Source organism: Pseudomonas sp. B7(2017) (assembly GCF_002112745.1).
GTDB lineage: Bacteria > Pseudomonadota > Gammaproteobacteria > Pseudomonadales > Pseudomonadaceae > Aquipseudomonas > Aquipseudomonas ekonensis.
The window spans coordinates 621,755-645,085 of sequence record NZ_NEIP01000002.1; the positions used below are offsets into that span (position 1 = coordinate 621,755).

At 64.2% G+C, this 23,331-nt stretch carries 15 protein-coding genes; 9 read left to right on the top strand and 6 right to left on the bottom strand.

The features are described from left to right. Window position 1: 1 nt before the first annotated feature. Window positions 2-4,159: a deaminase domain-containing protein gene (locus CAG29_RS06365; protein ID WP_085694010.1), complete on the bottom strand. Its 4,158-nt coding sequence runs from the start codon at window positions 4,157-4,159 to the stop codon at window positions 2-4. A gap of 217 nt (window positions 4,160-4,376) precedes the next feature. Here CAG29_RS06365 and CAG29_RS06370 point away from each other — a divergent pair, with 217 nt between their 5' ends. Beyond that, window positions 4,377-6,836 (top strand): EAL domain-containing protein, encoded by a 2,460-nt coding sequence (locus tag CAG29_RS06370; RefSeq protein ID WP_085578058.1) that lies wholly within the window; start codon window positions 4,377-4,379, stop codon window positions 6,834-6,836. A 79-nt stretch (window positions 6,837-6,915) separates the two neighbouring features. After that, window positions 6,916-7,677: a TenA family transcriptional regulator gene (locus tag CAG29_RS06375; RefSeq protein ID WP_371856086.1), complete on the top strand. Its 762-nt coding sequence runs from the start codon at window positions 6,916-6,918 to the stop codon at window positions 7,675-7,677. A 107-nt stretch (window positions 7,678-7,784) separates the two neighbouring features. Here the strand turns inward: CAG29_RS06375 and CAG29_RS06380 are convergent, their stop codons facing one another. From CAG29_RS06380 to CAG29_RS06400, 5 genes are all read right to left on the bottom strand, one after another. Beyond that, window positions 7,785-8,711 (bottom strand): GGDEF domain-containing protein, encoded by a 927-nt coding sequence (locus CAG29_RS06380; RefSeq protein WP_085578056.1) that lies wholly within the window; start codon window positions 8,709-8,711, stop codon window positions 7,785-7,787. A gap of 359 nt (window positions 8,712-9,070) precedes the next feature. Beyond that, window positions 9,071-9,811: a YciK family oxidoreductase gene (locus CAG29_RS06385; RefSeq protein ID WP_085578055.1), complete on the bottom strand. Its 741-nt coding sequence runs from the start codon at window positions 9,809-9,811 to the stop codon at window positions 9,071-9,073. A 138-nt stretch (window positions 9,812-9,949) separates the two neighbouring features. After that, a complete protein-coding gene (gene mupP / locus CAG29_RS06390) occupies window positions 9,950-10,621 on the bottom strand; it encodes an N-acetylmuramic acid 6-phosphate phosphatase MupP (protein WP_085578054.1) in 672 nt (223 codons plus the stop codon). A gap of 4 nt (window positions 10,622-10,625) precedes the next feature. After that, the gene (gene ubiG, locus CAG29_RS06395; RefSeq protein ID WP_085578053.1) at window positions 10,626-11,324 is read right to left on the bottom strand and encodes a bifunctional 2-polyprenyl-6-hydroxyphenol methylase/3-demethylubiquinol 3-O-methyltransferase UbiG; all 699 of its coding nucleotides are present in this window, start codon (window positions 11,322-11,324) and stop codon (window positions 10,626-10,628) included. A gap of 57 nt (window positions 11,325-11,381) precedes the next feature. Beyond that, window positions 11,382-12,716, bottom strand: coding sequence for a TRZ/ATZ family hydrolase (locus CAG29_RS06400; RefSeq protein WP_085693992.1), 1,335 nt, complete (start codon window positions 12,714-12,716; stop codon window positions 11,382-11,384). A 108-nt stretch (window positions 12,717-12,824) separates the two neighbouring features. Here CAG29_RS06400 and mtnA point away from each other — a divergent pair, with 108 nt between their 5' ends. The 7 genes from mtnA to cmk all read left to right on the top strand — a co-directional run bounded on the left by mtnA (window position 12,825) and on the right by cmk (window position 23,284). Continuing rightward, a complete protein-coding gene (gene mtnA / locus CAG29_RS06405; protein WP_085578051.1) occupies window positions 12,825-13,901 on the top strand; it encodes an S-methyl-5-thioribose-1-phosphate isomerase in 1,077 nt (358 codons plus the stop codon). Between the two features lie 426 nt (window positions 13,902-14,327). Further along, on the top strand, window positions 14,328-16,991 hold the full coding sequence (gyrA, locus tag CAG29_RS06410) for a DNA gyrase subunit A (protein WP_085578050.1): 2,664 nt from the start codon (window positions 14,328-14,330) through the stop codon (window positions 16,989-16,991). 64 nt (window positions 16,992-17,055) lie between these two features. Further along, complete coding sequence (serC, locus tag CAG29_RS06415) at window positions 17,056-18,141, top strand: 3-phosphoserine/phosphohydroxythreonine transaminase (RefSeq protein WP_085578279.1); 1,086 nt, start codon at window positions 17,056-17,058, stop codon at window positions 18,139-18,141. Beyond that, complete coding sequence (pheA, locus tag CAG29_RS06420; RefSeq protein WP_085578049.1) at window positions 18,141-19,235, top strand: prephenate dehydratase; 1,095 nt, start codon at window positions 18,141-18,143, stop codon at window positions 19,233-19,235. Before serC ends, pheA begins: the two co-directional genes overlap by 1 nt. A gap of 14 nt (window positions 19,236-19,249) precedes the next feature. Beyond that, window positions 19,250-20,362 (top strand): histidinol-phosphate transaminase, encoded by a 1,113-nt coding sequence (gene hisC, locus CAG29_RS06425; RefSeq protein ID WP_085578048.1) that lies wholly within the window; start codon window positions 19,250-19,252, stop codon window positions 20,360-20,362. Window positions 20,363-20,390: 28 nt separating this feature from the next. Then, a complete protein-coding gene (locus CAG29_RS06430) occupies window positions 20,391-22,598 on the top strand; it encodes a bifunctional prephenate dehydrogenase/3-phosphoshikimate 1-carboxyvinyltransferase (protein WP_256576782.1) in 2,208 nt (735 codons plus the stop codon). After that, window positions 22,595-23,284, top strand: coding sequence for a (d)CMP kinase (gene cmk, locus CAG29_RS06435; protein WP_085578046.1), 690 nt, complete (start codon window positions 22,595-22,597; stop codon window positions 23,282-23,284). The genes CAG29_RS06430 and cmk overlap by 4 nt, the downstream gene beginning before the upstream one ends. Window positions 23,285-23,331 lie beyond the last annotated feature (47 nt).

Consider the following 23,331-nt stretch of genomic DNA (forward strand, 5'->3'; position numbering starts at 1 on the left):
GTCAGCCCCACAGGATGTTCAGCGCCTCTGCCGAACCGTCGTACCCGAACTCCTTGATGACGACCGAACAACTGGTGCAGGGCGGCATGGTCGTGGCCACGTCCACCGATCGGAGCCTGTTTTTGTCCGGATACCGTTCCCTGAGGAGGGCGATCAGCTTGGCCTCGCTGTCCAGCGAGGTCGGTCGGCCGGTCCTTGCCGGCGTGTAGGTTTCCACGTCGAGGATCGTAAGGGGAATCGCGTACACCTTTCCTTCGCCGGAGACGCCCAACGACGTTCTGGCAACGTCCTGACCGAAGTCAGCGTTGATGTAGGTGGTGCCGTCGACGACAACCTTCTCTTGGGCCGACGCCGACTTGAACAGCGGCAGTTCCCCCGTCAATCCTTGTCCGCCGGAAACGCTTACGTAGACTTCGCGAGCTCCGGTTGCCGTCTCGACGTCGGCATACGCGATGTTGCGCGCATTCGTCGTTCTCTGTTGCTCAGGCAACAGGTTCTGAAACTTGTCCATCGCCTTGTTGATTTTCAGGTCGCTGTTCGGTTTGACGGCAATGGTCTTTTCCCCAAACAAGGTATCGAATATCTCGGCGGCCCGGCGGCGGAAGGATTCGTCGGCGGTCTTGCTGCGCGACCATGAGGCGGTTCCGGCCGGGAGGCGGCTGACCATCATGCGTGTGGCGTGGTCAAAAAGCAGGGCTTCCCCCGGGCTGGTGTCGACCTTGAGCCGCTTCAGCGTTTGCGGAGGATTGGCATGTCCGCCGATCGGAATGGCGATCTCCTCCATGGTTTTCAGCGCGCGCTCCACCAGCGCCTTTCCGTGGATCCTGACCATGTTGTTGGCGTTGAGCGAGCCTGTGTAGACCGTCTTCAGTTCTTCGGCCAGGTCTGCGGGCAAGGTATCTGCCTTGCGCAAGGACAGCGGCGGAAAGATGTTCTGGCCCGGCGCCAGTTCGGCGACATAGAAATCGCCTGCATAGAGCCGAGTGAACAGGTAGCGCGTTGATTCGTCCTTCGACGGGACAAGGATGGCGCCGACCTTGAACTCGTCGAACAGATTGCGTCGCCCATAGGGAATCCTTGCCTTGATCCGTGCGTAGATCCCTTTCTGGAAATTGACGTAGGCCTTGAGCCCTCTGATGCCTTTGAGGGCCTTCAACGCTGTCGGCTGTCTTGCGACGGCGGGTTGGTAGAGGAAATCGCCGAACCACGGCGCCCAGCCCTTGCTTTCGTCCTGGCTGCCGATGGGGGGCGTCGGGGCCGGTTCCCGGGTGACATAGATCGTGCGGCAGACTTCATCTCCCGGCGAACGCTTTGCCCGGCAAGGCAAGGGTTTGTGCATCACCCGATCGTCGATCAGGTCGGCGCGGCGCAGTTGATCGCCGTCCAGCCGATAGGGAATGTCATCGATCAGCAGCGTGGTGCGGCCGTCGACTTCGAGCAGTTCCCGGACATGCGCCTTTTCGGGAATCAAGGCCAGCGCATGGGTGTCGGTCGGCGGCAGCATCGGGAAGGATGACTGTCCCTGCACGAAATCCTTGGGGTAAAGGGACAGGCGGGGGCCGTAGGGCAACGCTGTCGACGGATCGACCCGATGGTGCCGCGCCGGATTCGATGGGTGGGTGTTGCGCACCCACACGTCATCCGTTCCGTTGACCGTTGCCAGTCGGTCGCGCTCGGTCATGGGCTTCCAGCGCGCAGGGTCGATTGCGTAGGAACCGTCATGGAGCGGGGGAAAGGATTTTTTTCCCGTGCTCAGGTTCTTGAGCGCGTGCAGGCCGGTCTGACCTGCCAGGCGTACGCCGCTGACCAGGGACTTTAACAGCGTCGGCAGGCCGTCGAGCGGATTCAGGTTGTTCAGTGAGCTGACAAAAAGTTTGCGCGACAGCGTGGAGAATGTAGGCAGACTGGCCTTTACCGCCATTTGTGAGGCTTTGGCGCCGACCCTGGCGAGGCGCACCGAGCCCGATATGAACTTGCCGACAGGAAAAAGAAAGGACGCCAGATCCAGGAAGAGCGCAATGCCGCCCATGATCCTGTCGGTGGTCTTCTCGGACTGAAGGTCTTCAGTGCTGCCCCAGAAAGGCACCAGTCCCTTGATGATCGCCAGCAGCGTTTCCCAGCGCTCTGCCTCCCTGGCCCTTTGCTCGTCGAAGACGGTCAAGCCACGGGCCTGGGTGCGCAAGCGGTGTTCGTCGACAAACAGAAACTCGGAAGCGACGCATTGCGCCAGTGCCATGAGTCTTGGGGAGTGCCAGCTCGTGGGGCCTTCGTCGCGGTTGGCCGGGGCGGTTGACGTGGCGGCGGACAAATGGGCGACTTCGTCAATGTAGGCAATGCAATAGGCTGCATTCTTGGGCGGCGTGCCGTTCAAGTGTGCGTTCCAGTCGAGCAACAGGTCATGGTGGGCCGCCGGGTCAAACGGTTTCCCCGAGATCGGGGCGCGCAAGGGGTATTCGGTGCCCTCCGCGCTGGAGAGGACGAACTTCAGAGCGGTGTGTCGGCGAACGATCCCGGCGCTCGGAATGAGCTCGTAGTAATGGGCGTCATCGTCGATGAGCACCTCCAGAAGAAATCCCTTTCTTGCCTGAACCGTCTCAAGCCCTCGGCCTGCGCCCAGCACCTTGCGCAGGCACAGCACACGGATCTCGCCCGTTTCCAGCAAACGGCGGTCGCTGAGCGGCAAAGAGGCCAGCAGGCCGGTGATCAGGGTCCGGTAGGCGGCCCTGGCGGTCGAAAGGTAAAGGCTGAAACTGTCCTCGAACAAAGCATTGATGTCAGGCAGTGTCTTGCCGTTTGGATTGGGTCTTCCCAGGAAGATGACCGGCAGCGTTCCATTGCCCCGGGCTTCCTCTGCCTCGTGGTGGACGATCCTCTTGCCGTCGATCCTGATCCAGCTGCCGTTGTGTGTCCTGCCGTCAGTCTTGGTGACAAACCACTTCCTGGCGTTTTCGAATTGTCCGTCGGCATAGACATCGACAAACGTATTGCCTCGATGCGTGTGGGTCGGTACGCGCCCGTGTCCGTACTTGTTCGAGGGGCTGTTCGGCAGAAGTGTGCGGCCGTCGGACTCGAACGCGTCGGCGCCGAACAGGCGGTCCTTGATCTGCTTGGCCATCTTCATTCTTTCCGGAGGCGGCGAGTCCAGTGCCAGCACAGCGTTGATCAGGCTGGTTTCGTGAGCCTCCAGGGCTCTGAACACCTGTTCGATATCGGCCTTTTCGTAATTGCCGGCGGGACGGGAGCGAATCACCCCGTTACACACCGCCCACTCCAGTGCGGGCGTCAGCCGCAACCGTGTGATCATCGCCAGTTCCTGCGCCGAGGCATCGACGCTGCGCTCCAGAGGCAGGTCGACGAGCTGCTGGAACGACAGCGGCTGTGCATCATCCAGGCTCAGTTCCTCGGACAACAGCACACCGTGCATGAAGTTCACCCACACCACCGAGCTCTTGTAGCGAAGGTCGCAGGGGATGTCTCGCACGGCGAAGTCCTTTGACAGCCGGGTCTGCAGCACATGGGCCAGCAAAATCGCTTCCTTGGCGGTTCGAGCCGCTCCCGTCTGCCGCAAGTGCTGTTCGAAGCGCTCGCGCAGGGTCTGATAGCCATGGCCCCAGAGGGCAGGATCCCCCCAGCGGAAGCCGGCCAGGGTTTGCGGATCGTCCGTCGTCGGCCCGGACGAGTAGACGGTGATGGCCCGGCACAGCAACTGATGGCGCAATGAGTCCGGGGTCTGCTCGCCGGGGGCGGCGCCATGCCACCTCAGCGTCTGGAGCAGGCGGCCGGTGAGCTCCTGCGCCGGCGGCGATTCCAGCACTTTTGACAGGAGTGCCCAAGGTGTTGCGCGCAATTCCTTTTCGCTGACGGAGCGCAGTACATCGGCGCCCAGCCTCCTGATCAGCGACGGCCGGCCGGCCATGAAGTGCTTCACCGTGGTGACGATCAGCGCGTCGCGACGCTTTGCCGCGAAGTCTTCGAGCGTCAGCGCTTGGAGGGTGGCGCGATGGTGGCGCTGCAGCCATCGGAACAGTTTTCGGTCCTTGGCACCGGGCTGACGGATCAGCCGTTCCACGCTCGGGACGTCATCGAGACCGAGCGCCTGCCGCGCGCGATGTTCATCGGTGACGGTCGTGTCGGTTGCCGTTTCGGTTGTCTGGGTCATGTCGCAGTCCTTGGCGATGGTCCCGACAGGCATGTCGGGAATCCGGAGTGCCCAGTAAATCGGCGTCCGCGTCCCGGTTGGCGGTACATATGCAGGGCGCACGATTCTGCCGCAGGGTGGCCGATCAGCCGCTTGCCGTAACCCGCAAGGCCTCCTAGTCTTGGGGAGATGGTCTGATAGAGACGGACGATCAGGCAGTGACCATGCAAGGAACCACATGACTCGAACGCGTACTCTCGGAACGCCGCGGTTGCTGGGCATCGTCTGGCCATTCATCGCCGTCGTGCTGTTTCAGGCTTTGTTGGGGGGCGTGAGCCTTTACGTCCTGTCGGCGGTACGTGGCTATGTGGCCGGCGAAAGCCTCTGGTCCAAAGGCCAGAAGGACGCCATCTATTACCTCAACCTCTACGCCGACAGCCGTGACGAGGCGATCTACCTCAAGTACCAGAACGCGATCGCCGTGCCTCAGGGCGGGCATCAGCTGCGCCTGGCCCTGGATCGGCGTCCGCCCGACCTGCAGGCGGCGCGGGAGGGCATCCTCAAGGGCGGCAACCATCCCGACGATGTCTCCAGCCTGATCTGGCTGTACCTCAATTTCCGGCACTTCAGCTATCTGGAGACCGCCATCGACCGCTGGACCCTGGGCGACGCCTATCTGGTGGAGCTCGACGGCGTGGCCCGGGAGATGCACGAGAAAATCAGCGCAAACGCCGCCGGCGATGAAGACATTCGACGCTGGAAGGGGCGCATCTTTGCGATCAACGATGGCGTGACGCCTGCGGCGAAGGCGTTCAGCGACGCGTTGGGCGAAGGATCGCGGGTGATCCTGCGCTTGTTGCTGTTCACCAATCTGGCCACGGCGCTGGGCCTGATCGTGCTGGCCCTGTGGCGCACCCGCAAGCTGCTCAAGCAGCGGCACGCGTTCGCCGAGGCGCTGCAACTGGAAAAGGACCGCGCCCACATCACCTTGCACTCGATCGGCGACGGCGTGATCACCACCGACGTCAACGGTGCGATCGACTACATGAACCCCGCCGCCGAAGCCCTGAGCCACTGGAAGGCGGAGCAGGCCGCCGGCCTGCCGCTGGCGGCGCTGTTCAACCTGCTGGACGACAATGCCCAGGCCGAAGGCCCGACGCTGATCGAACGCATCCTGAGCGGCCAGCTCACCGGCGGCAGCGAGCATTCAAGGCTCATCCAGCGCCTGGACGGCAGCACGGTGTCGGTGACCCTGGTGGGGGCGCCGATCCGCAACGCCGGCAAAGTCAGCGGCTCGGTGCTGGTGCTGCACGACATGACCCAGGAGCGTCAATACATCGCCAATCTGTCGTGGCAGGCCACCCACGATGCGCTGACCGGGCTGGCCAACCGCCGGGAGTTCGAATACCGCCTGGAGCAGGCCCTGCATAACCTGTCCCGCCAGGCTGGGCGGCATGCGTTGATGTTTCTCGACCTGGACCAGTTCAAGCTGGTCAACGACACCTGCGGCCACGCGGCGGGGGACGAGTTGCTGCGGCACATCTGCGCGCTGCTGCAGTCCGGTCTGCGCGAGGGCGATACGTTGGCGCGGCTGGGCGGCGACGAGTTCGGCGTCTTGCTGGAGAACTGCGCGCCGGAGGCCGCGGAAAAGATCGCCGAGGGCCTGCGCCAGACCGTGCAGAACCTGCATTTCGTCTGGAAGGGCAGGCCCTTCCTGACCACTGTGAGCGTCGGCCTGGTGCACATCGCCCAGACCCCTACCACCCTTGAAGCGTCCCTGCGCGCCGCTGACATGGCCTGCTACATGGCCAAGGAGAAGGGCCGCAACCGGGTGCAGGTCTATCACGCCGACGATTCGGAGCTGTCGCTGCGCTTCGGCGAAATGGCCTGGGTGCAGCGCCTGCATATGGCGCTGGAGGAAAACCGCTTTTGCCTGTACGCCCAGGAGATCGCGCCGCTGGGCCCCGCCGACGGCGCGCGCGGGCACATCGAGATCCTGTTGCGCCTGCATGACGAGGCCGGGCGCATGATCCTCCCGGACAGTTTCATTCCGGCGGCCGAGCGCTACGGCCTGATGACGTCGCTGGACCGTTGGGTGGTGCAGAACGTATTCAAGGTCATTGGCCAATGTATTGAAGAGGAGTGTCCTGGGCCGTTGGCGATGTGTGCGATTAATCTTTCAGGCATAACTATCGGAGATGACGCGTTCTTGCACTTCTTGCGTGAACAGTTTGTTAATTACAATGTTCCGCCTGAAATGATTTGTTTTGAAATCACCGAAACCAGTGCAATCGCCAATCTCGGCAGCGCCATTCGATTTATCAATGAGCTCAAAGGTTTAGGTTGTTTCTTTTCGCTCGATGACTTTTGCGCCGGAATGTCTTCGTTCGCGTATCTCAAACATTTGCCTGTAGACTTCCTGAAGATCGACGGGAGTTTCGTAAAGGACATGCTGGACGACCCGATTAACCGCGCAATGGTCGAAGTGATCAATCACATCGGGCATGTCATGGGCAAGCGGACGATTGCCGAGTTTGCCGAAACGCCGCAGATCGAGCAGGCATTGCTTGAAATCGGCGTGGATTACGCTCAGGGTTATGTCATCGACCGCCCGCAGTTGTTCACCTGTGACAGTTTGCAAAGTCGGCCCGCCAGGCCGCAGCCGCTGTTGTTCAAAGCGCCTGGCACGTTCCGTTGAAGACTCTCGCCGATCCTTACAATCACAAATCAAAAGGAGCCGAACAGTGATCGACACATTCAACCGAACCGGTCCACTCATGGAAGCCGCTAGTTACCCAGCCTGGGCGCAACAGTTGATCCAGGATTGCAGCGAGAGCAAACGCCGGGTTGTCGAACATGAACTGTATCTGCGCATGCGGGACAACAAACTGAGTGCCAAGACCATGCGTCAGTACCTGATCGGGGGCTGGCCGGTGGTCGAGCAATTTGCGTTGTACATGGCGCAGAACCTCACCAAGACCAAGTTCGCCCGCCATCCCGGCGAAGACATGGCGCGGCGCTGGCTGATGCGCAACATTCGCGTCGAGCTCAACCACGCCGACTATTGGCTGAACTGGAGCCGGGCCCATGGGGTGAGCCTGGAAGACCTGCAGGCCCAGCAAGTGCCGCCGGAGCTGCATGCCTTGAGCCACTGGTGCTGGCACACCAGCTCGGCGGACTCGCTCATCGTGGCCATCGCCGCCACCAACTACGCCATCGAAGGCGCGACCGGGGAGTGGTCGGCGCTGGTCTGCTCCACCGGCGTCTATGCCGCCGCCTTCCCTGAGGAAGACCGCAAGCGGGCCATGAAATGGCTGAAGATGCACGCCCAGTACGACGATGCGCACCCCTGGGAAGCGCTGGAGATCATCTGCACGCTGGCGGGCCTGAACCCGAGCAAGGCGCTGCAGGTCGAGCTGCGTCAGGCCATCTGCAAGAGCTACGACTACATGTACCTGTTCCTTGAGCGGTGCATGCAGCTGGAGCCGGCGGAGCGGGTGATGGCCGGGCGCGAGCGGCGGGAACTGGTCGAGAGCTGATCAGGTTGCTCCCGCAGGAAGTTCGGTTGCGTCACGGAACCTGCGGGAGCCGGCCTGCTGGCGATGGCGCCAGCGGGCGCGCCGCCTGACGGAACGAAGACGGGCCGTCAGCCCGCCATGGTGAGGCGGTTGCGTCCCTCGCGCTTGGCCACGTACAGCGCGCTGTCGGCCCGGCGCAGCAGGCTGTCGACCGATTCGCCCGGCAACAGGGTCGAGCAACCCAGGCTCACGGTCAGCTCGATCAACTGGTTGCTGGCGTAATAGTCCTGGGCCTGGGTGGCCTGGCGCAGGCGTTCTCCGACCATCGCCGCCGCCTCGCGGCCGGTGTTCGACAGCAGAACCAGAAACTCTTCCCCGCCGTAGCGGAACACCATGTCGACGTTGCGCAGTTGGCTCTTGATCGAGGCCGCCACGGCCTTCAGCACATCGTCGCCGGCGGTGTGCCCGTGGATGTCGTTGACCCGCTTGAAGTGATCGATGTCCAGCATCAGCAGCGACAGCGGCTGTTGGTGCCGGCGCGCCATCTCGATTTCCCTCTGCAGGGTCTGCTCCATGGCGATGCGGTTGCCGGTGCCGGTCAGTGGATCGCGCAGCGCGCTTTGGGTCGCCGCCCGATAGAGCAGGGCGTTGCGCATCGGATACAGCAGCGCCGACAGCAGCGATTCGAGATGGCCCTGGTCCTGTTCGCTGAAGCGCTCGTTGCGGCGGAACACCAGTTCGCCCATGTGCTCGCCTTCATGGCTGAGGCTGTAGCTGACCGAGTGACGGCCGCGGGTACCGAATTCCAGGCGCAGGTCGCTGCTCTGGTGCTGATAGCTCAGGGCGTCGAGGGGCACCAGGCGCTGAACTTCGCGAAAAAACAGGCCGAGGATGCGTTGCGGCTCAAGACTGGTTTGCAGCTGCAGGCCCAGTTGCTGGCGCAATTGCGCGACAGTGACCGGCCGTTCCAGAAGCGGAGGCTGTTGACCGAAGCCCAGGCGTTGCAATTTTGCGCTGTCAAAATCAATTGCAGTGGTCTGGGAGGGTGATTTCATATGGCGTGAGCCCCTAAGCAGTAAGTCTGTCTTACAGGCTGGGTGAAGCGGCTATGGGCTGCGCGTCATACTGATCCATCAGTCCCGTAGGACATTTGGCGCAAGTTTAGTCTGCTTGATGTCGATTAGTCAGCTATCGAATCAAGCCCCGCCCGACTGCCTTCACACGGCGTGCTTTGAGGAAATTTAGAGCGAAAGTCGTGCCATTCAGTTCGCAATCTTTTAAATCGTTACGAATCAATGGGTTGTGACTGAAGGGAGGAGCGAGGCGCTGGTTTATTGACTGATGCGGTCACGGATGAGCGGTAAAAACCTGCCGCGACGGGAAACCGCCGCGGCAACAAAAGCGACGTATGGCATCACTGGGCGTTGAACGCCTGCCCGTTGATGCCTGCGCTGTCCGGGCCCATGAGGTACAGATAGACCGGCATGATCTCCTCGGGCGTCGGGTTGTTCAGCGGGTTTTCCCCCGGGTACGCCTGCGCGCGCATGCTGGTGCGGGTCGCTCCCGGGTTGATGCTGTTGGCGCGCACCGGAGCCACGGTGTCGACTTCGTCGGCCAGGGTCTGCATCAGGCCCTCGGTGGCGAACTTGGAGACGCCGTAGGCGCCCCAGTAGGCGCGGCCCTTGCGTCCGACGCTGCTGGAGGTGAACACCACCGAGGCGTCCTGCGACAGCTTGAGCAGCGGCAGCAGGGTGCTGGTCAGCATGAACATGGCGTTGACGTTGACCTGCATGACACGCATGAAGTTTTCGCCCGAGAGCTGTTCGATCGGGGTGCGCGGGCCGATGATCGAGGCGTTGTGCAGCAAGCCGTCGAGGTGGCCGAATTCGGTCTCGATCATCGCCGCCAGCTCATCGTACTGGTGGGGCAGGGCGGTCTCGAGGTTGAACGGGATCACCGCCGGCTGCGGATGGCCGGCCGCTTCGATCTCGTCGTAGACCTGGGTCAGGTTGGCTTCGGTCTTGCCCAGCAGCAGCACGGTCGCGCCGTGGGCGGCGTAGGCTTTCGCGGCGGCGGCGCCGATGCCGCGGCCGGCGCCGGTGACCAGGATGACGCGGTCCTTGAGCAGTTCGGGGCGGGCGGAGTAGTCAAACATAAAAACCTCAACAAAACGGTAAGTGCTTCCAAGCGACCGCTGCGCGGTCATCGCGGGCAAGCCCGCTCCCACAGGTATTTCGCAGGGCCTGGGGGAGTGGGCCTGCCCGCGAAGGCGTCAGGTGAGCGGCTCCTGCATTCAGCAGCTGCACAGCGCGCTGTCGATGACCTTGCGCAGCTCCAGCGGGTGATCCACCACCACGTCCGCGCCCCAGTGGCGCGGGTTGTCGTCCGGGTGAATGTAGCCGTAGGTCACGGCGGCGGTCTTGGTGCCGGCGTCGCGCCCGGACTCGATGTCGCGCAGGTCATCGCCGACGAACAGCACGCTGGCCGGATCCAGGTCGAGCATCTTGCAGGCCAGGATCAGCGGCTCCGGATCCGGTTTGCTGTTCTTCACGTGATCCGGGCAGATCAGCAGCGCCGAGCGCTCGGCCAGCCCCAGCTGCTGCATGATCGGTTCGGCGAAGCGCACCGGCTTGTTGGTGACAACGCCCCAGGTCAGGTTGGCCTTTTCGATGTCCGCCAGCAGCTCGCCCATGCCGTCGAACAGCTTGCTGTGCACGGCGCAGCCGGCCATGTAGCGCTCCAGGAACTCCTGGCGCAGTTCCTCGAAGCCCGGCGATTCCGGATCCATGGAGAACGTCACCGCCACCATGGCCCGGGCGCCGCCGGAGATCTCGTCGCGGATGTGCTTGTCGTTCATCGGCGCCAGGCCGCGCTCCGCGCGCATCGCCTGGCAGATGGCGATGAAGTCCGGCGCGGTGTCGAGCAGGGTGCCGTCCATGTCGAAAAGGACTGCTCTGATGGTCATCGGCTCACTCCTCGCGCAGGGTCTGGATCATGTAGTTGACGTCGACGTCCGCCGCCAGCTTGTAGTGCTTGGTCAGCGGGTTGTAGGTCAGGCCGATGATGTCCTTGACGGTGAGGCCGGCGGCGCGGCTCCAGGCGCCCAGCTCGGACGGGCGGATGAACTTCTTGAAGTCGTGGGTGCCGCGCGGCAGCAGCTTCATGATGTATTCGGCGCCGATGATGGCGAACAGGTAAGCCTTGGGGTTGCGGTTGATGGTGGAGAAGAACACCTGGCCGCCGGGCTTGACCATGCGCATGCAGGCGCGGATCACCGAAGACGGGTCCGGCACGTGCTCGAGCATCTCAAGGCAGGTGACCACGTCGAACTGCTCGGGCATTTCCTCGGCCAGGGCCTCGGCGGTGATCTGCCGGTATTCGACGTTCACGCCCGATTCCAGCTGATGCAGCTGCGCCACCGCCAGCGGCGCTTCGCCCATGTCGATGCCCATGACCGTGGCGCCGCGCTGGGCCATGGCCTCGCTGAGGATGCCGCCGCCGCAGCCGACGTCGAGGACTTTCTTGCCGGCCAGGCTTGCCCGCTCGTCGATCCAGTTGACCCGCAGCGGGTTGATGTCGTGCAGCGGTTTGAACTCGCTTTCGCGGTCCCACCAGCGATGGGCCAGGGCCTCGAACTTGGCGATTTCGGCGTGGTCGACGTTGCTCATCATTGAATCCTCGAAAAACTGAAAAGGTCTGTAGCCCCGGAGCCTGCCCCGGGGTGTTTACGATTCGGTGCGGCCGCTGATGCGCAGGCCCCAGGCCCGGGCGGTCTCGCCCAGCTGCTGTTCGTCCATGCGCGTCAGGCGCCGGTCGTCGAGCAGTGGCTTGCCGGCGACCCAAAGGTGTTTCACGCAGTCGCGTCCGGTGGCATAAATCAGTTGCGAAACCGGGTCGTAGACCGGTTGCTGCGCAAGCCCCGAGAGGTCGAAGGCGACGATGTCCGCCGCCTTGCCGAGCTCCAGCGAGCCGGTCTGCGCGTCGATGCCCAGCGCCCGGGCGCCGTTGAGGGTGGCCATGCGCAGCGCCCGGTGGGCGTCCAGCGCGGTGGCCGAGCCGGCGACGGCCTTGGCCAGCAGCGCGGCGGTGCGGGTCTCGCCCAGCAGGTCCAGGTCATTGTTGCTGGCCGCGCCGTCGGTGCCGACCGCCACGTTGACGCCGGCCTGCCACAGCCGCTCCACCGGGCAGAAGCCGCTGGCCAGCTTCAGGTTCGATTCCGGACAGTGGATCACGCTGGTGTTGCTTTCTACCAGCAACGCCAGGTCGTCATCGCTGATCTGGGTCATGTGCACGGCCTGGAAGCGCGGGCCGAGCAGGCCGAGGCGGCCGAGGCGGGCCAGCGGGCGCTCGCCGCGCTGTTCGGTGGCCTGCTGCACCTCGAACGCGGTCTCATGGACGTGCATGTGGATGGAGGCGTCGAGCTCTTCGGCGATCACCCGGATCTTTTCCAGGTTCTCGTCGCCCACGGTGTAGGGTGCGTGGGGGCCGAAGGTGACCTTGATGCGCTCGTGGTGCTTGAGGTCGCCGAACAGCTCGACGCCCTGACGGATGGCTTCGTCGGCGTCGGCGGCGCCCGGAATCGGGAAATCCAGGATCGGGATGGCGATCTGCGCGCGGATTCCGCTGTTGTGCACGCGCTCGCAGGCAACCTTCGGGAAGAAATACATGTCCGAGAAACAGGTGATGCCGCCTTTTATCTGCTCGGCGATGGCCAGGTCCGTGCCGTCGCGCACGAACGCCTCGTCGACCCACTTGGCTTCGGCGGGCCAGATGTGGTTCTCAAGCCAGGTCATCAGCGGCAGGTCGTCGGCCAGGCCACGGAACAGGGTCATCGCGGCGTGGCCGTGGGCGTTGATCAGGCCTGGGCTGAGCAGCGTGTCCGGCAACTCGCGAACCTCGGCGGCGTCGCACTTGAGCGCTTCGGCGCGCGGGCCGATGAACGCGATGCGACCGTCGCGGATGCCCAGGCCGTGGTCTTTGAGCACCACGCCTGCGGGTTCGACGGGTACCAGCCAGGTCGGCAGCAAGAGTAAGTCGAGCGCAATGGCAGGTTTCGGCATCGAGGATCGGTTCCAGGGCTTTTGTGAAGGATGGCGAAGTATACCCGAGCGTCTTCGCGGGGGGATCGCTATAATCGGCCGCTTTTGTTCATGAGTGCGGGGTGAGGGATGCGCGATCGTCTGTTGGCTGCAGAGAAAGTGAAGGCCATCGATTGGCGTGATGGCGCGCTTTACCTGCTGGATCAGCGTATTTTGCCGTTCGAGGAAACCTGGATCGCCTACACCGGCGCCGCCGGCGTGGCCGAAGCGATACGCTCGATGGTGGTGCGCGGTGCGCCGGCCATCGGCATCGCGGCGGCGTATGGCGTGGTGCTGGCCGCCCGTGCCCGGTTCGCGGCCGGCGGCGACTGGCAGGCGGCGCTGGAGGAAGACTTCGCGCTGCTGGCGCAATCCCGCCCGACGGCCGTCAACCTGTTCTGGGCGCTGGGCCGCATGCGCGAACGCCTGGAGCGCCTCAAGGAGCACGCCGATCCGCTGGCGGCGCTGGAGGCCGAAGCCGTCGCCATCCATGAAAGCGACCGCGAAGCCAACCTGACCATGGCCCAGCTGGGCGTCGACCTGATCCGCAAGCACCAGGGCAACGCCCAGGCGCTGCTCACCCACTGCAACACCGGCGCCCTGGCCACCGGCGGCTTCGGCACTGCGCTGGGCGTGATCCGCGCCGCGTTCATCGAGGGCATGGTCGAGCATGTGTACGCCGACGAAACCCGGCCCTGGCTGCAGGGCTCGCGCCTGACGGCGTGGGAGCTGGCCAACGAAGGCGTTCCTGTCACGCTCAATGCCGACTCCGCCGCCGCGCACATCATGAAGACCAAGGGCGTCACCTGGGTGATCGTCGGCGCCGACCGGATCACCGCCAACGGCGACGTGGCGAACAAGATCGGCACCTATCAGCTGGCGGTCAACGCCATGCACCACGGCGTGCGCTTCATGGTGGTGGCGCCGAGCTCGACTATCGACATGAACTTGGCCAGCGGCGACGACATCCCGATCGAAGAGCGTGACGGCGCCGAACTGCTGGAGGTCGGCGGCAAGCGCGTCGGGGCGGATGTCCAGGCCTTCAATCCGGTGTTCGACGTGACGCCGGCGGATCTGATCGATGCGATCGTGACCGAGAAGGGCGTGGTTGAGCGCCCGGACGCCGCGAAAATGGCCCAGCTGATGTGCCGCAAGCGCCTGCATTGAGACCGGTGGGCGGCCTGCGCATTGCCGTCGCGCGCAGGCTTGCTTTCGCATCAATGGCGCCGGCCGCCCCACCTGTGGGATCCAACCGGCTGGCGATCGGGGCCTTAAGGTCAACAAACATCTGCAATTCGGGCCCGATTTTTGCGCCCGATGAGCCTCTGAGCCCCTCACGTCCCCTTTAAGGCTGTCATCGGTCATCTAACTATGCTCCATGCGCATCTGGGGGATAGGTGCGTGGCGGCTGTTGTGATAACATCCGGCGTTTTCCGAGACAGCTCCGCGGAGTTGTCTTCACTGCGCAAATCCGCGCCGCAGCGCGCCGATTTGTCGTAAGTCGTGGCATGGCATCCGGCCTGCAGCGACGAGCTTCGTTGGTCCCATATGGATATGACGAAGTTTCACCAGAAAAAAGGAATCAGGCTTCTCATGGGCGAACTGGCCAAAGAAATCCTCCCGGTCAATATCGAAGACGAGCTGAAACAGTCCTATCTCGACTACGCGATGAGCGTGATCGTCGGCCGTGCACTGCCGGATGCGCGCGATGGCTTGAAGCCCGTGCACCGTCGCGTGCTGTTCGCGATGAGCGAACTGGGCAACGACTACAACAAGCCGTACAAGAAATCCGCCCGTGTGGTCGGTGACGTGATCGGTAAGTACCACCCGCACGGTGACACCGCGGTGTACGACACCATCGTGCGCATGGCCCAGCCTTTCTCCCTGCGCTACCTGCTGGTCGACGGCCAGGGCAACTTCGGTTCGGTGGACGGCGACAACGCCGCGGCCATGCGATACACCGAAGTGCGCATGACCAAGCTGGCGCATGAGCTGCTGGCCGACCTGCACAAGGAAACCGTGGACTGGGTGCCGAACTACGACGGCACCGAACTGATCCCGGCGGTCATGCCGACCAAGATCCCCAACCTGCTGGTCAACGGCTCCAGCGGCATCGCCGTGGGCATGGCGACCAACATCCCGCCGCACAACCTCGGCGAGGTCATCGACGGTTGCCTGGCCCTCATCGACAACCCCGAGCTGACCGTCGATGAGCTGATGCAGCACATCCCCGGCCCCGACTTCCCGACCGCCGCCGTGATCAACGGCCGTGCCGGCATCATCGAGGCCTACCGCACCGGCCGCGGCCGCATCTACATGCGCGCCCGCTCGATCATCGAAGACATCGACAAGGTCGGCGGCCGTCAGCAGATCGTCGTCACCGAGCTGCCGTACCAGCTGAACAAGGCGCGTCTGATCGAGAAGATCGCCGAGCTGGTCAAAGAGAAGAAACTCGAAGGCATCACCGAGCTGCGCGACGAATCCGACAAGGACGGCATGCGCATCGTGATCGAGCTGCGCCGCGGCGAAGTGCCGGAGGTGGTGCTCAACAACCTCTACGCCCAGACCCAGCTGCAGAGCGTGTTCGGCATCAACATCGTGGCCCTGATCGACGGCCGTCCGCGGATCCTCAACCTCAAGGACCTGCTGGAAGCCTTCGTGCGCCACCGTCGCGAAGTCGTCACCCGCCGCACCGTGTTCGAACTGCGCAAGGCCCGCGAGCGCGGCCATATCCTCGAAGGCCAGGCCGTCGCCCTGTCGAACATCGACCCGGTGATCGCCCTGATCAAGGCGTCGCCGACGCCGTCCGAGGCCAAGGAAGCGCTGGTCAGCACCCCGTGGGAATCCACCGCCGTGATGGCGATGGTCGAGCGCGCCGGCGCCGATTCGTGCCGTCCGGAGAACCTCGATCCGCAGTACGGCCTGCGCGAAGGCAAGTACTTCCTGTCGCCGGAGCAGGCCCAGGCCATCCTCGAACTGCGCCTGCACCGCCTGACCGGCCTGGAGCACGAGAAGCTGCTGGCCGAGTATCAGGAGATCCTCAACCAGATCGGCGAGCTGATCCGCATCCTCAACAGCTCCGCGCGCCTGATGGAAGTGATCCGCGAAGAGCTGGAAGTGATCCGCGCCGAATACGGCGACGTGCGCCGCACTGAAATCCTCGATGCGCGCCTGGACCTGACCTTGGGCGACATGATCCCGGAAGAGGATCGCGTCGTGACCATTTCCCACGGCGGCTACGCCAAGACCCAGCCGCTGGCCGCTTACCAGGCCCAGCGTCGCGGCGGCAAAGGCAAGTCGGCCACCGGCGTCAAGGACGAGGACTACATCGCTCACCTGCTGGTCGCCAACAGCCACACCACGCTGCTGCTGTTCTCCAGCAAGGGCAAGGTGTACTGGCTCAAGACCTACGAGATCCCGGAGGCGTCCCGCGCCGCCCGCGGCCGTCCGCTGGTCAACCTGCTGCCGCTGGATGACGGTGAGTACATCACCACCATGCTGCCGGTCGAGGAATACACCGAAGGCCACTACATCTTCATGGCCACCGCCAACGGCACCGTGAAGAAGACCCCGCTGGAATCCTTCAGCCGTCAGCGCAGCGTCGGCCTGATCGCGCTGGAGCTGGACGAAGGCGACGTGCTGATCTCCGCGGCCATCACCGACGGCGAACGCGAAGTGATGCTGTTCTCCGACGGCGGCAAGGTCACCCGCTTCAAGGAATCCGACGTTCGTGCCATGGGCCGTACCGCCCGCGGCGTGCGCGGCATGCGCCTGCCGGAAGGCCAGAAGCTGATTTCCATGCTGATCCCGGAAGAGGGCAGCCAGATCCTCACCGCTTCCGAGCGCGGCTACGGCAAGCGCACCGCGATCTCCGAGTTCCCTGAGTACAAGCGTGGCGGCCAGGGCGTGATCGCCATGGTCAGCAACGAGCGCAACGGCCGTCTGGTCGGGGCGGTGCAGGTGCTCGACGGCGAGGAGATCATGCTGATCTCCGACCAGGGCACGCTGGTGCGTACCCGTGTCGACGAAGTCTCCAGCCTGGGCCGTAACACCCAGGGCGTGACCCTGATCAAGCTGGCCAAGGACGAGACCCTGGTGGGCCTTGAGCGGGTGCAGGAACCGTCGGAAATCGAGGGTGACGAGCTTGAAGGTGAAGAGGGTGTCGAGCTGGACGACGGCGTGATCGGCGCCGAGCCGGACGACGCAGGCGACAACCTGCAGGCGGACGCCGCAGACGAAGAAGAGTCGCAAGACTAACCCAATCGTAGCAGGGCAGAGTGTTTGCTCTGTCCGCTACCGTGATTGCATAGCGAGAGTGGATGTGAGCAAACGAGCCTATAACTTCTGCGCAGGTCCCGCTGCGCTGCCTGAAGCTGTCCTGTTGCGTGCCCAGTCCGAGCTGCTCGACTGGCACGGCAAGGGTCTTTCGGTCATGGAGATGAGCCATCGCAGCGATGAGTTCGTCTCCATCGCCACCCAGGCCGAGCAGGATCTGCGTGACCTGCTGAATATCCCCTCGAACTATAAAGTGCTGTTCCTGCAGGGCGGCGCGAGCCAACAGTTCGCGCAGATCCCGCTGAACCTGCTGCCCGAAGGCGGCAGCGCCGACTACATCGACACCGGCATCTGGTCGCACAAGGCCATCGAAGAGGCGTCCCGCTACGGCCGCGTCAACGTCGCCGCCAGCGCCAAGCCCTATGACTACTTCGCCATTCCCGGCCAGGACGAGTGGACGCTGTCGAAAGACGCGGCCTACGTTCACTACGCGCCGAACGAAACCATCGGCGGCCTGGAGTTCCAGTGGATCCCGGAAACCGGCGACGTCCCGCTGGTGGCCGACATGTCGTCCGACATCCTCTCGCGCCCGGTGGACATCTCTCGCTTCGGCATGATCTACGCCGGAGCCCAGAAGAACATCGGCCCGAGCGGCATCGTCGTCAACATCGTCCGCGAAGACCTGCTGGGCAAGGCCCGCGCACTGTGCCCGACCATGCTCGACTACAAGGTCGCGGCCGACAACGGCTCGATGTACAACACCCCGCCGACCCTGGCCTGGTACCTGTCCGGCCTGGTGTTCCAGTGGCTGAAGGAGCAGGGCGGCGTAGAGGCCATCGCCAAGCTCAATGACGCCAAGCAGCGCACGCTGTATGACTTCATCGACGCCAGCGGCCTCTACAACAACCCGATCAAGAAATCGGACCGTTCCTGGATGAACGTGCCGTTCCGCCTGGCCGACGACCGTCTGGACAAGCCGTTCCTGGCCGGCGCCGAAGAACATGGCCTGCTGAACCTCAAGGGGCACCGCTCCGTGGGCGGCATGCGCGCCTCCATCTACAACGCTGTCGACATCAACGCGGTCAACGCGCTGGTGGCGTACATGGCGGAGTTCGAGAAGGAACACGGCTGATGTCCGAACAAGAACTCAAGGCGCTGCGCCTGCGCATCGATGCTCTGGACGAAAAGGTCCTGGACCTGATCAGCGAGCGTGCGCGCTGCGCCCAGGAAGTCGCCCGGGTGAAGATGGCGTCGCTGGCCGAAGGCGAGGTGCCGGTGTTCTACCGGCCCGAGCGAGAGGCCCAGGTGCTCAAGCGGGTGATGGAGCGCAACCAGGGGCCGCTGGGCAACGAAGAGATGGCGCGGCTGTTCCGCGAGATCATGTCCTCGTGCCTGGCGCTGGAGCAGCCGCTGAAAGTGGCCTACCTCGGCCCGGAAGGCACCTTCACCCAGGCGGCGGCCATGAAGCACTTCGGCCATGCCGTGATCAGCAAGCCGATGGCGGCCATCGACGAGGTGTTCCGCGAAGTGGCCGCCGGTGCGGTGAACTTCGGCGTGGTGCCGGTGGAGAACTCCACCGAAGGTGCGGTCAACCACACCCTCGACAGCTTCCTCGAGCACGACATGGTGATCTGCGGCGAAGTCGAGCTGCGCATTCACCATCACTTGCTGGTGGGCGAGAACACCAAGACCGACAGCATCACCCGCATCTATTCCCACGCCCAGTCGCTGGCCCAGTGCCGCAAGTGGCTGGACGCCCATTACCCGAACGTCGAGCGCGTAGCGGTGCCGAGCAACGCCGAGGCGGCCAAGCGGGTCAAGGGCGAGTGGAACTCGGCGGCGATCGCCGGCGACATGGCGGCCGGGCTGTACGGCCTGACCCGTCTGGCCGAGAAGATCGAAGACCGTCCGGACAACTCCACGCGGTTCCTGATGATCGGCAACCAGGAAGTGCCGCCGACCGGGGACGACAAGACCTCGATCATCGTGTCCATGAGCAACAAGCCCGGCGCGCTCCACGAGCTGCTGGTGCCGTTCCATGACAACGGCATCGACCTGACCCGCATCGAGACCCGTCCGTCGCGCAGCGGCAAGTGGACCTACGTGTTCTTCATCGACTTCGTCGGCCATCACCGCGACCCGCTGGTCAAGGGTGTGCTGGAGAAGATCAGTCAGGAAGCGGTGGCACTCAAGGTGCTGGGTTCCTACCCGAAAGCAGTTCTCTAAGGGGTATCAGCCTAATGAGCGGTAACTTCCTCGACCTGGCGCAGCCGGGCGTGCAGCAACTTTCGCCCTACGTTCCGGGCAAGCCTGTGGACGAACTGGCCCGCGAGCTGGACCTGGATCCGGCCAGCATCGTCAAACTGGCCAGCAACGAGAACCCGTTGGGCGCAAGTCCGAAGGCCCTGGCGGCCATTCGCGACGAGCTGGCCGAACTGACCCGCTATCCGGACGGTAACGGTTTTGCGCTCAAGTCGTTGCTTGCCGAGCAATGCCGCGTCGAGCTGAACCAGGTGACCCTGGGCAACGGCTCCAACGACATTCTGGAACTGGTGGCGCGGGCCTACCTGGCCCCGGGCCTGAATGCCGTGTTCAGCGAGCACGCCTTCGCGGTGTACCCGATCGCGACCCAGGCCGTCGGCGCGCAGGCCAAGGTCGTGCCGGCCAAGGACTGGGGGCATGACCTGCCGGCGATGCTGGCGGCCATCGACGCCAACACCCGTGTCGTGTTCATCGCCAACCCGAACAACCCGACCGGCACCTGGTTCGGTGCCGAAGCGCTGGACGAATTCCTGCAGGACGTGCCGGAGCATGTGCTGGTGGTGCTGGACGAGGCGTACATCGAGTACGCCGAAGGCTCCGACCTGCCGGACGGCCTGGACTTCCTGGCGGCCTACCCGAACCTGCTGGTGTCGCGCACCTTCTCCAAGGCCTATGGCCTGGCGGCCCTGCGCGTGGGCTACGGTCTCTCCACGCCGGTGGTGGCGGACGTGCTGAACCGCGTACGGCAGCCGTTCAACGTCAATAGCCTGGCCTTGGCGGCGGCTTGCGCTGCGCTGAAGGATGAGGACTACCTGGCGCAGAGCCGTCAGCTCAACGAGTCCGGCATGCAGCAGCTCGAGGCGGGTTTCCGCGATCTGGGGCTGAGCTGGATTCCGTCCAAGGGCAACTTCATCTGCGTCGACCTCGGCCGGGAGGCGGCGCCGGTGTTCCAGGGGCTGCTGCGCGAGGGCGTGATCGTGCGTCCGGTGGCCAACTACGGCATGCCGAACCATCTGCGGGTGACCATCGGTCTGCCGGCGGAAAACCGTCGCTTCCTCGAAGCGTTGAGCAAGGTTTTGGCCCGTGGTTGATGTCACTGCGCTGCAACCTGCTGCACCTATGATCGGTCGCTTGGTGGTGGTCGGTCTGGGGTTGATCGGTGGTTCTTTTGCCAAGGGCTTGCGGGAAAGCGGCCTGTGCCGCGAAGTGGTCGGGGTCGATCTCGACCCGCAGTCGCGCAAGCTTGCGGTCGAGCTGGGCGTGGTGGATCGCTGCGAGGAGGATCTGCTCGCCGCCTGTCAGGGCGCTGACGTGATCCAGCTGGCCGTGCCGATCCTGGCCATGGAAAAAGTGCTGGGCCGTCTGGCCGGCATGGAGCTGGGGCAGGCGATCCTGACCGACGTCGGCAGCGCCAAGGGCAATGTGGTGCGCGCGGCCACGCAAGCGTTCGGCGGCATGCCGTCGCGTTTCGTGCCGGGGCATCCGATCGCCGGTTCCGAGCAGAGCGGCGTGGAAGCCTCCAATGCCGAGCTGTTCCGCCGTCACAAAGTGATCCTGACGCCGCTGGAGCAGACCGATCCGCAAGCGCTGGCGGTCGTCGATCGCTTGTGGCGCGAACTGGGTGCCGACGTCGAGCACATGCAGGTCGACCGTCACGACGAGGTGCTGGCCGCGACCAGCCACCTTCCGCACCTGCTGGCCTTCGGTCTCGTCGATTCGCTGGCCAAGCGCAATGAAAACCTGGAGATCTTCCGTTACGCTGCGGGCGGTTTCCGCGATTTCACAAGAATCGCCGGAAGCGACCCGGTCATGTGGCACGACATCTTCCTCGCCAACCGCGAGGCGGTCCTGCGCACACTCGATACATTTCGCAGCGATCTCGACGCCTTGCGCGACGCGGTCGATGCAGGGGATGGGCACCAACTGTTGGGCGTCTTCACGCGCGCCCGGGTTGCCCGCGAGCATTTCAGTAAAATCCTGGCCCGCAGGGCCTATGTGGACGCTATGAACTCCAACGATCTGATCTTCCTGGCTCAACCTGGTGGCCGCCTGTCCGGTCGGATTCGCGTACCGGGCGACAAATCGATTTCCCACCGTTCGATCATGCTCGGCTCCCTGGCTGAAGGCGTCACCGAAGTCGAAGGTTTCCTTGAGGGCGAAGACGCTCTGGCGACCTTGCAGGCGTTCCGCGACATGGGCGTGGTCATCGAAGGCCCGCACCACGGTCGTGTGACCATTCACGGCGTCGGCCTGCACGGCCTCAAGCCGGCGCCGGGCCCGATCTACCTGGGCAACTCCGGCACCTCGATGCGCCTGCTGTCCGGCCTGCTGGCGGCGCAGGACTTCGACAGCACCCTGACCGGCGACGCCTCGCTGTCCAAGCGTCCGATGAACCGCGTGGCCAATCCGCTGCGCGAGATGGGCGCCGTGATCGAAACCGCCGCCGAGGGTCGTCCGCCGATGACCATCCGCGGCGGCAACAAGCTCAAGGGCCTGACCTACACCATGCCGATGGCCAGTGCCCAGGTGAAGTCCTGCCTGCTGCTGGCCGGCCTGTACGCCGACGGCAAGACCACCGTCACCGAACCTGCGCCGACCCGCGACCATACCGAGCGCATGCTGCGCGGCTTCGGCTATTCGGTGGACGTCGACGGCGCGACCGCCTCGGTCGAGTCGGGCGGCAAGCTGACCGCAACCCACATCGAAGTGCCGGGCGACATTTCCTCGTCGGCGTTCTTCCTGGTGGCGGCCTCGATCGCCGAGGGCTCCGAGCTTGTGCTCGAGCACGTCGGCATCAACCCGACCCGCACCGGCGTGATCGACATCCTGCGCCTGATGGGCGCGGACATCACCCTGGAGAACCAGCGTGAAGTCGGCGGCGAGCCGGTGGCCGACCTGCGGGTGCGGGCAGCTAAACTCAAAGGTATCGAGATTCCCGAGGCGCTGGTTCCGCTGGCCATCGACGAGTTCCCGGTGCTGTTCGTGGCCGCTGCCTGCGCCGAGGGCCGCACGGTCCTGACCGGCGCCGAAGAGCTGCGGGTCAAGGAATCGGATCGGATCCAGGTGATGGCGGACGGGTTGCTGGCGCTGGGCGTCAAGTGCGAACCGACCCCGGACGGCATCATCATCGACGGCGGCCGCATCGGCGGCGGCGAAGTGCACGGTCACGGCGACCATCGCATCGCGATGGCCTTCAGCGTGGCCTCGCTGCGCGCCGATGCGCCGATCCGCATCCATGACTGCGCCAACGTCGCGACCTCGTTCCCGAACTTCCTGGCGCTGTGCGCGCAGGTGGGCATCCGTGTGGCAAAAGAGGCACAGTCGTGAACAGCATCGCACCGGTCATCACCATCGATGGGCCAAGCGGCTCGGGCAAGGGCACGGTAGCCGGCATTCTGGCCGAGCGCCTGGGCTGGAACCTGCTGGACTCCGGCGCGCTGTATCGCCTGTTGGCGTTCGCGGCGCGCAACCATGGTGTCGACCTGACCAATGAAGAGCTGCTTAAGAAACTCGCCGCTCATCTGGATGTTCAGTTCATCCCGGCGACGAACGGTCAGCTGCAGCGCATCATCCTGGAAGGCGACGAAGTCAGCGATGTCATCCGCACCGAGAGCGTCGGCGCCGGCGCCTCCCAGGTGGCGGCGTTGCCGGCGGTGCGCGAGGCGCTGCTGCAGCGCCAGCGCGATTTCCAGGAAATGCCGGGCCTGGTGGCCGACGGCCGCGACATGGGCACGGTGGTCTTTCCCGGCGCCCCCCTGAAGATTTTCCTGACGGCCAGTGCCGAGGAGCGGGCGCGCCGCCGATATTTGCAGTTGAAGGGCAAAGTCGAGGGTGTTAGTCTGTCGAGTCTGCTAGATGAGATCCGTGCGCGCGACGAGCGTGACACCCAGCGAAGCGTAGCCCCGCTCAAGCCGGCGGCCGACGCGATACAGTTGGATTCCACGGAGTTGTCCATCGACCAGGTGCTTGAACGCATCATGAGCGAGATCGCCCTCCGCGATATCGCCGGGTGACCAGAAGGCGGCAGGGGACCAGTCATAGTCCTGCGGCGCTTCTTTTA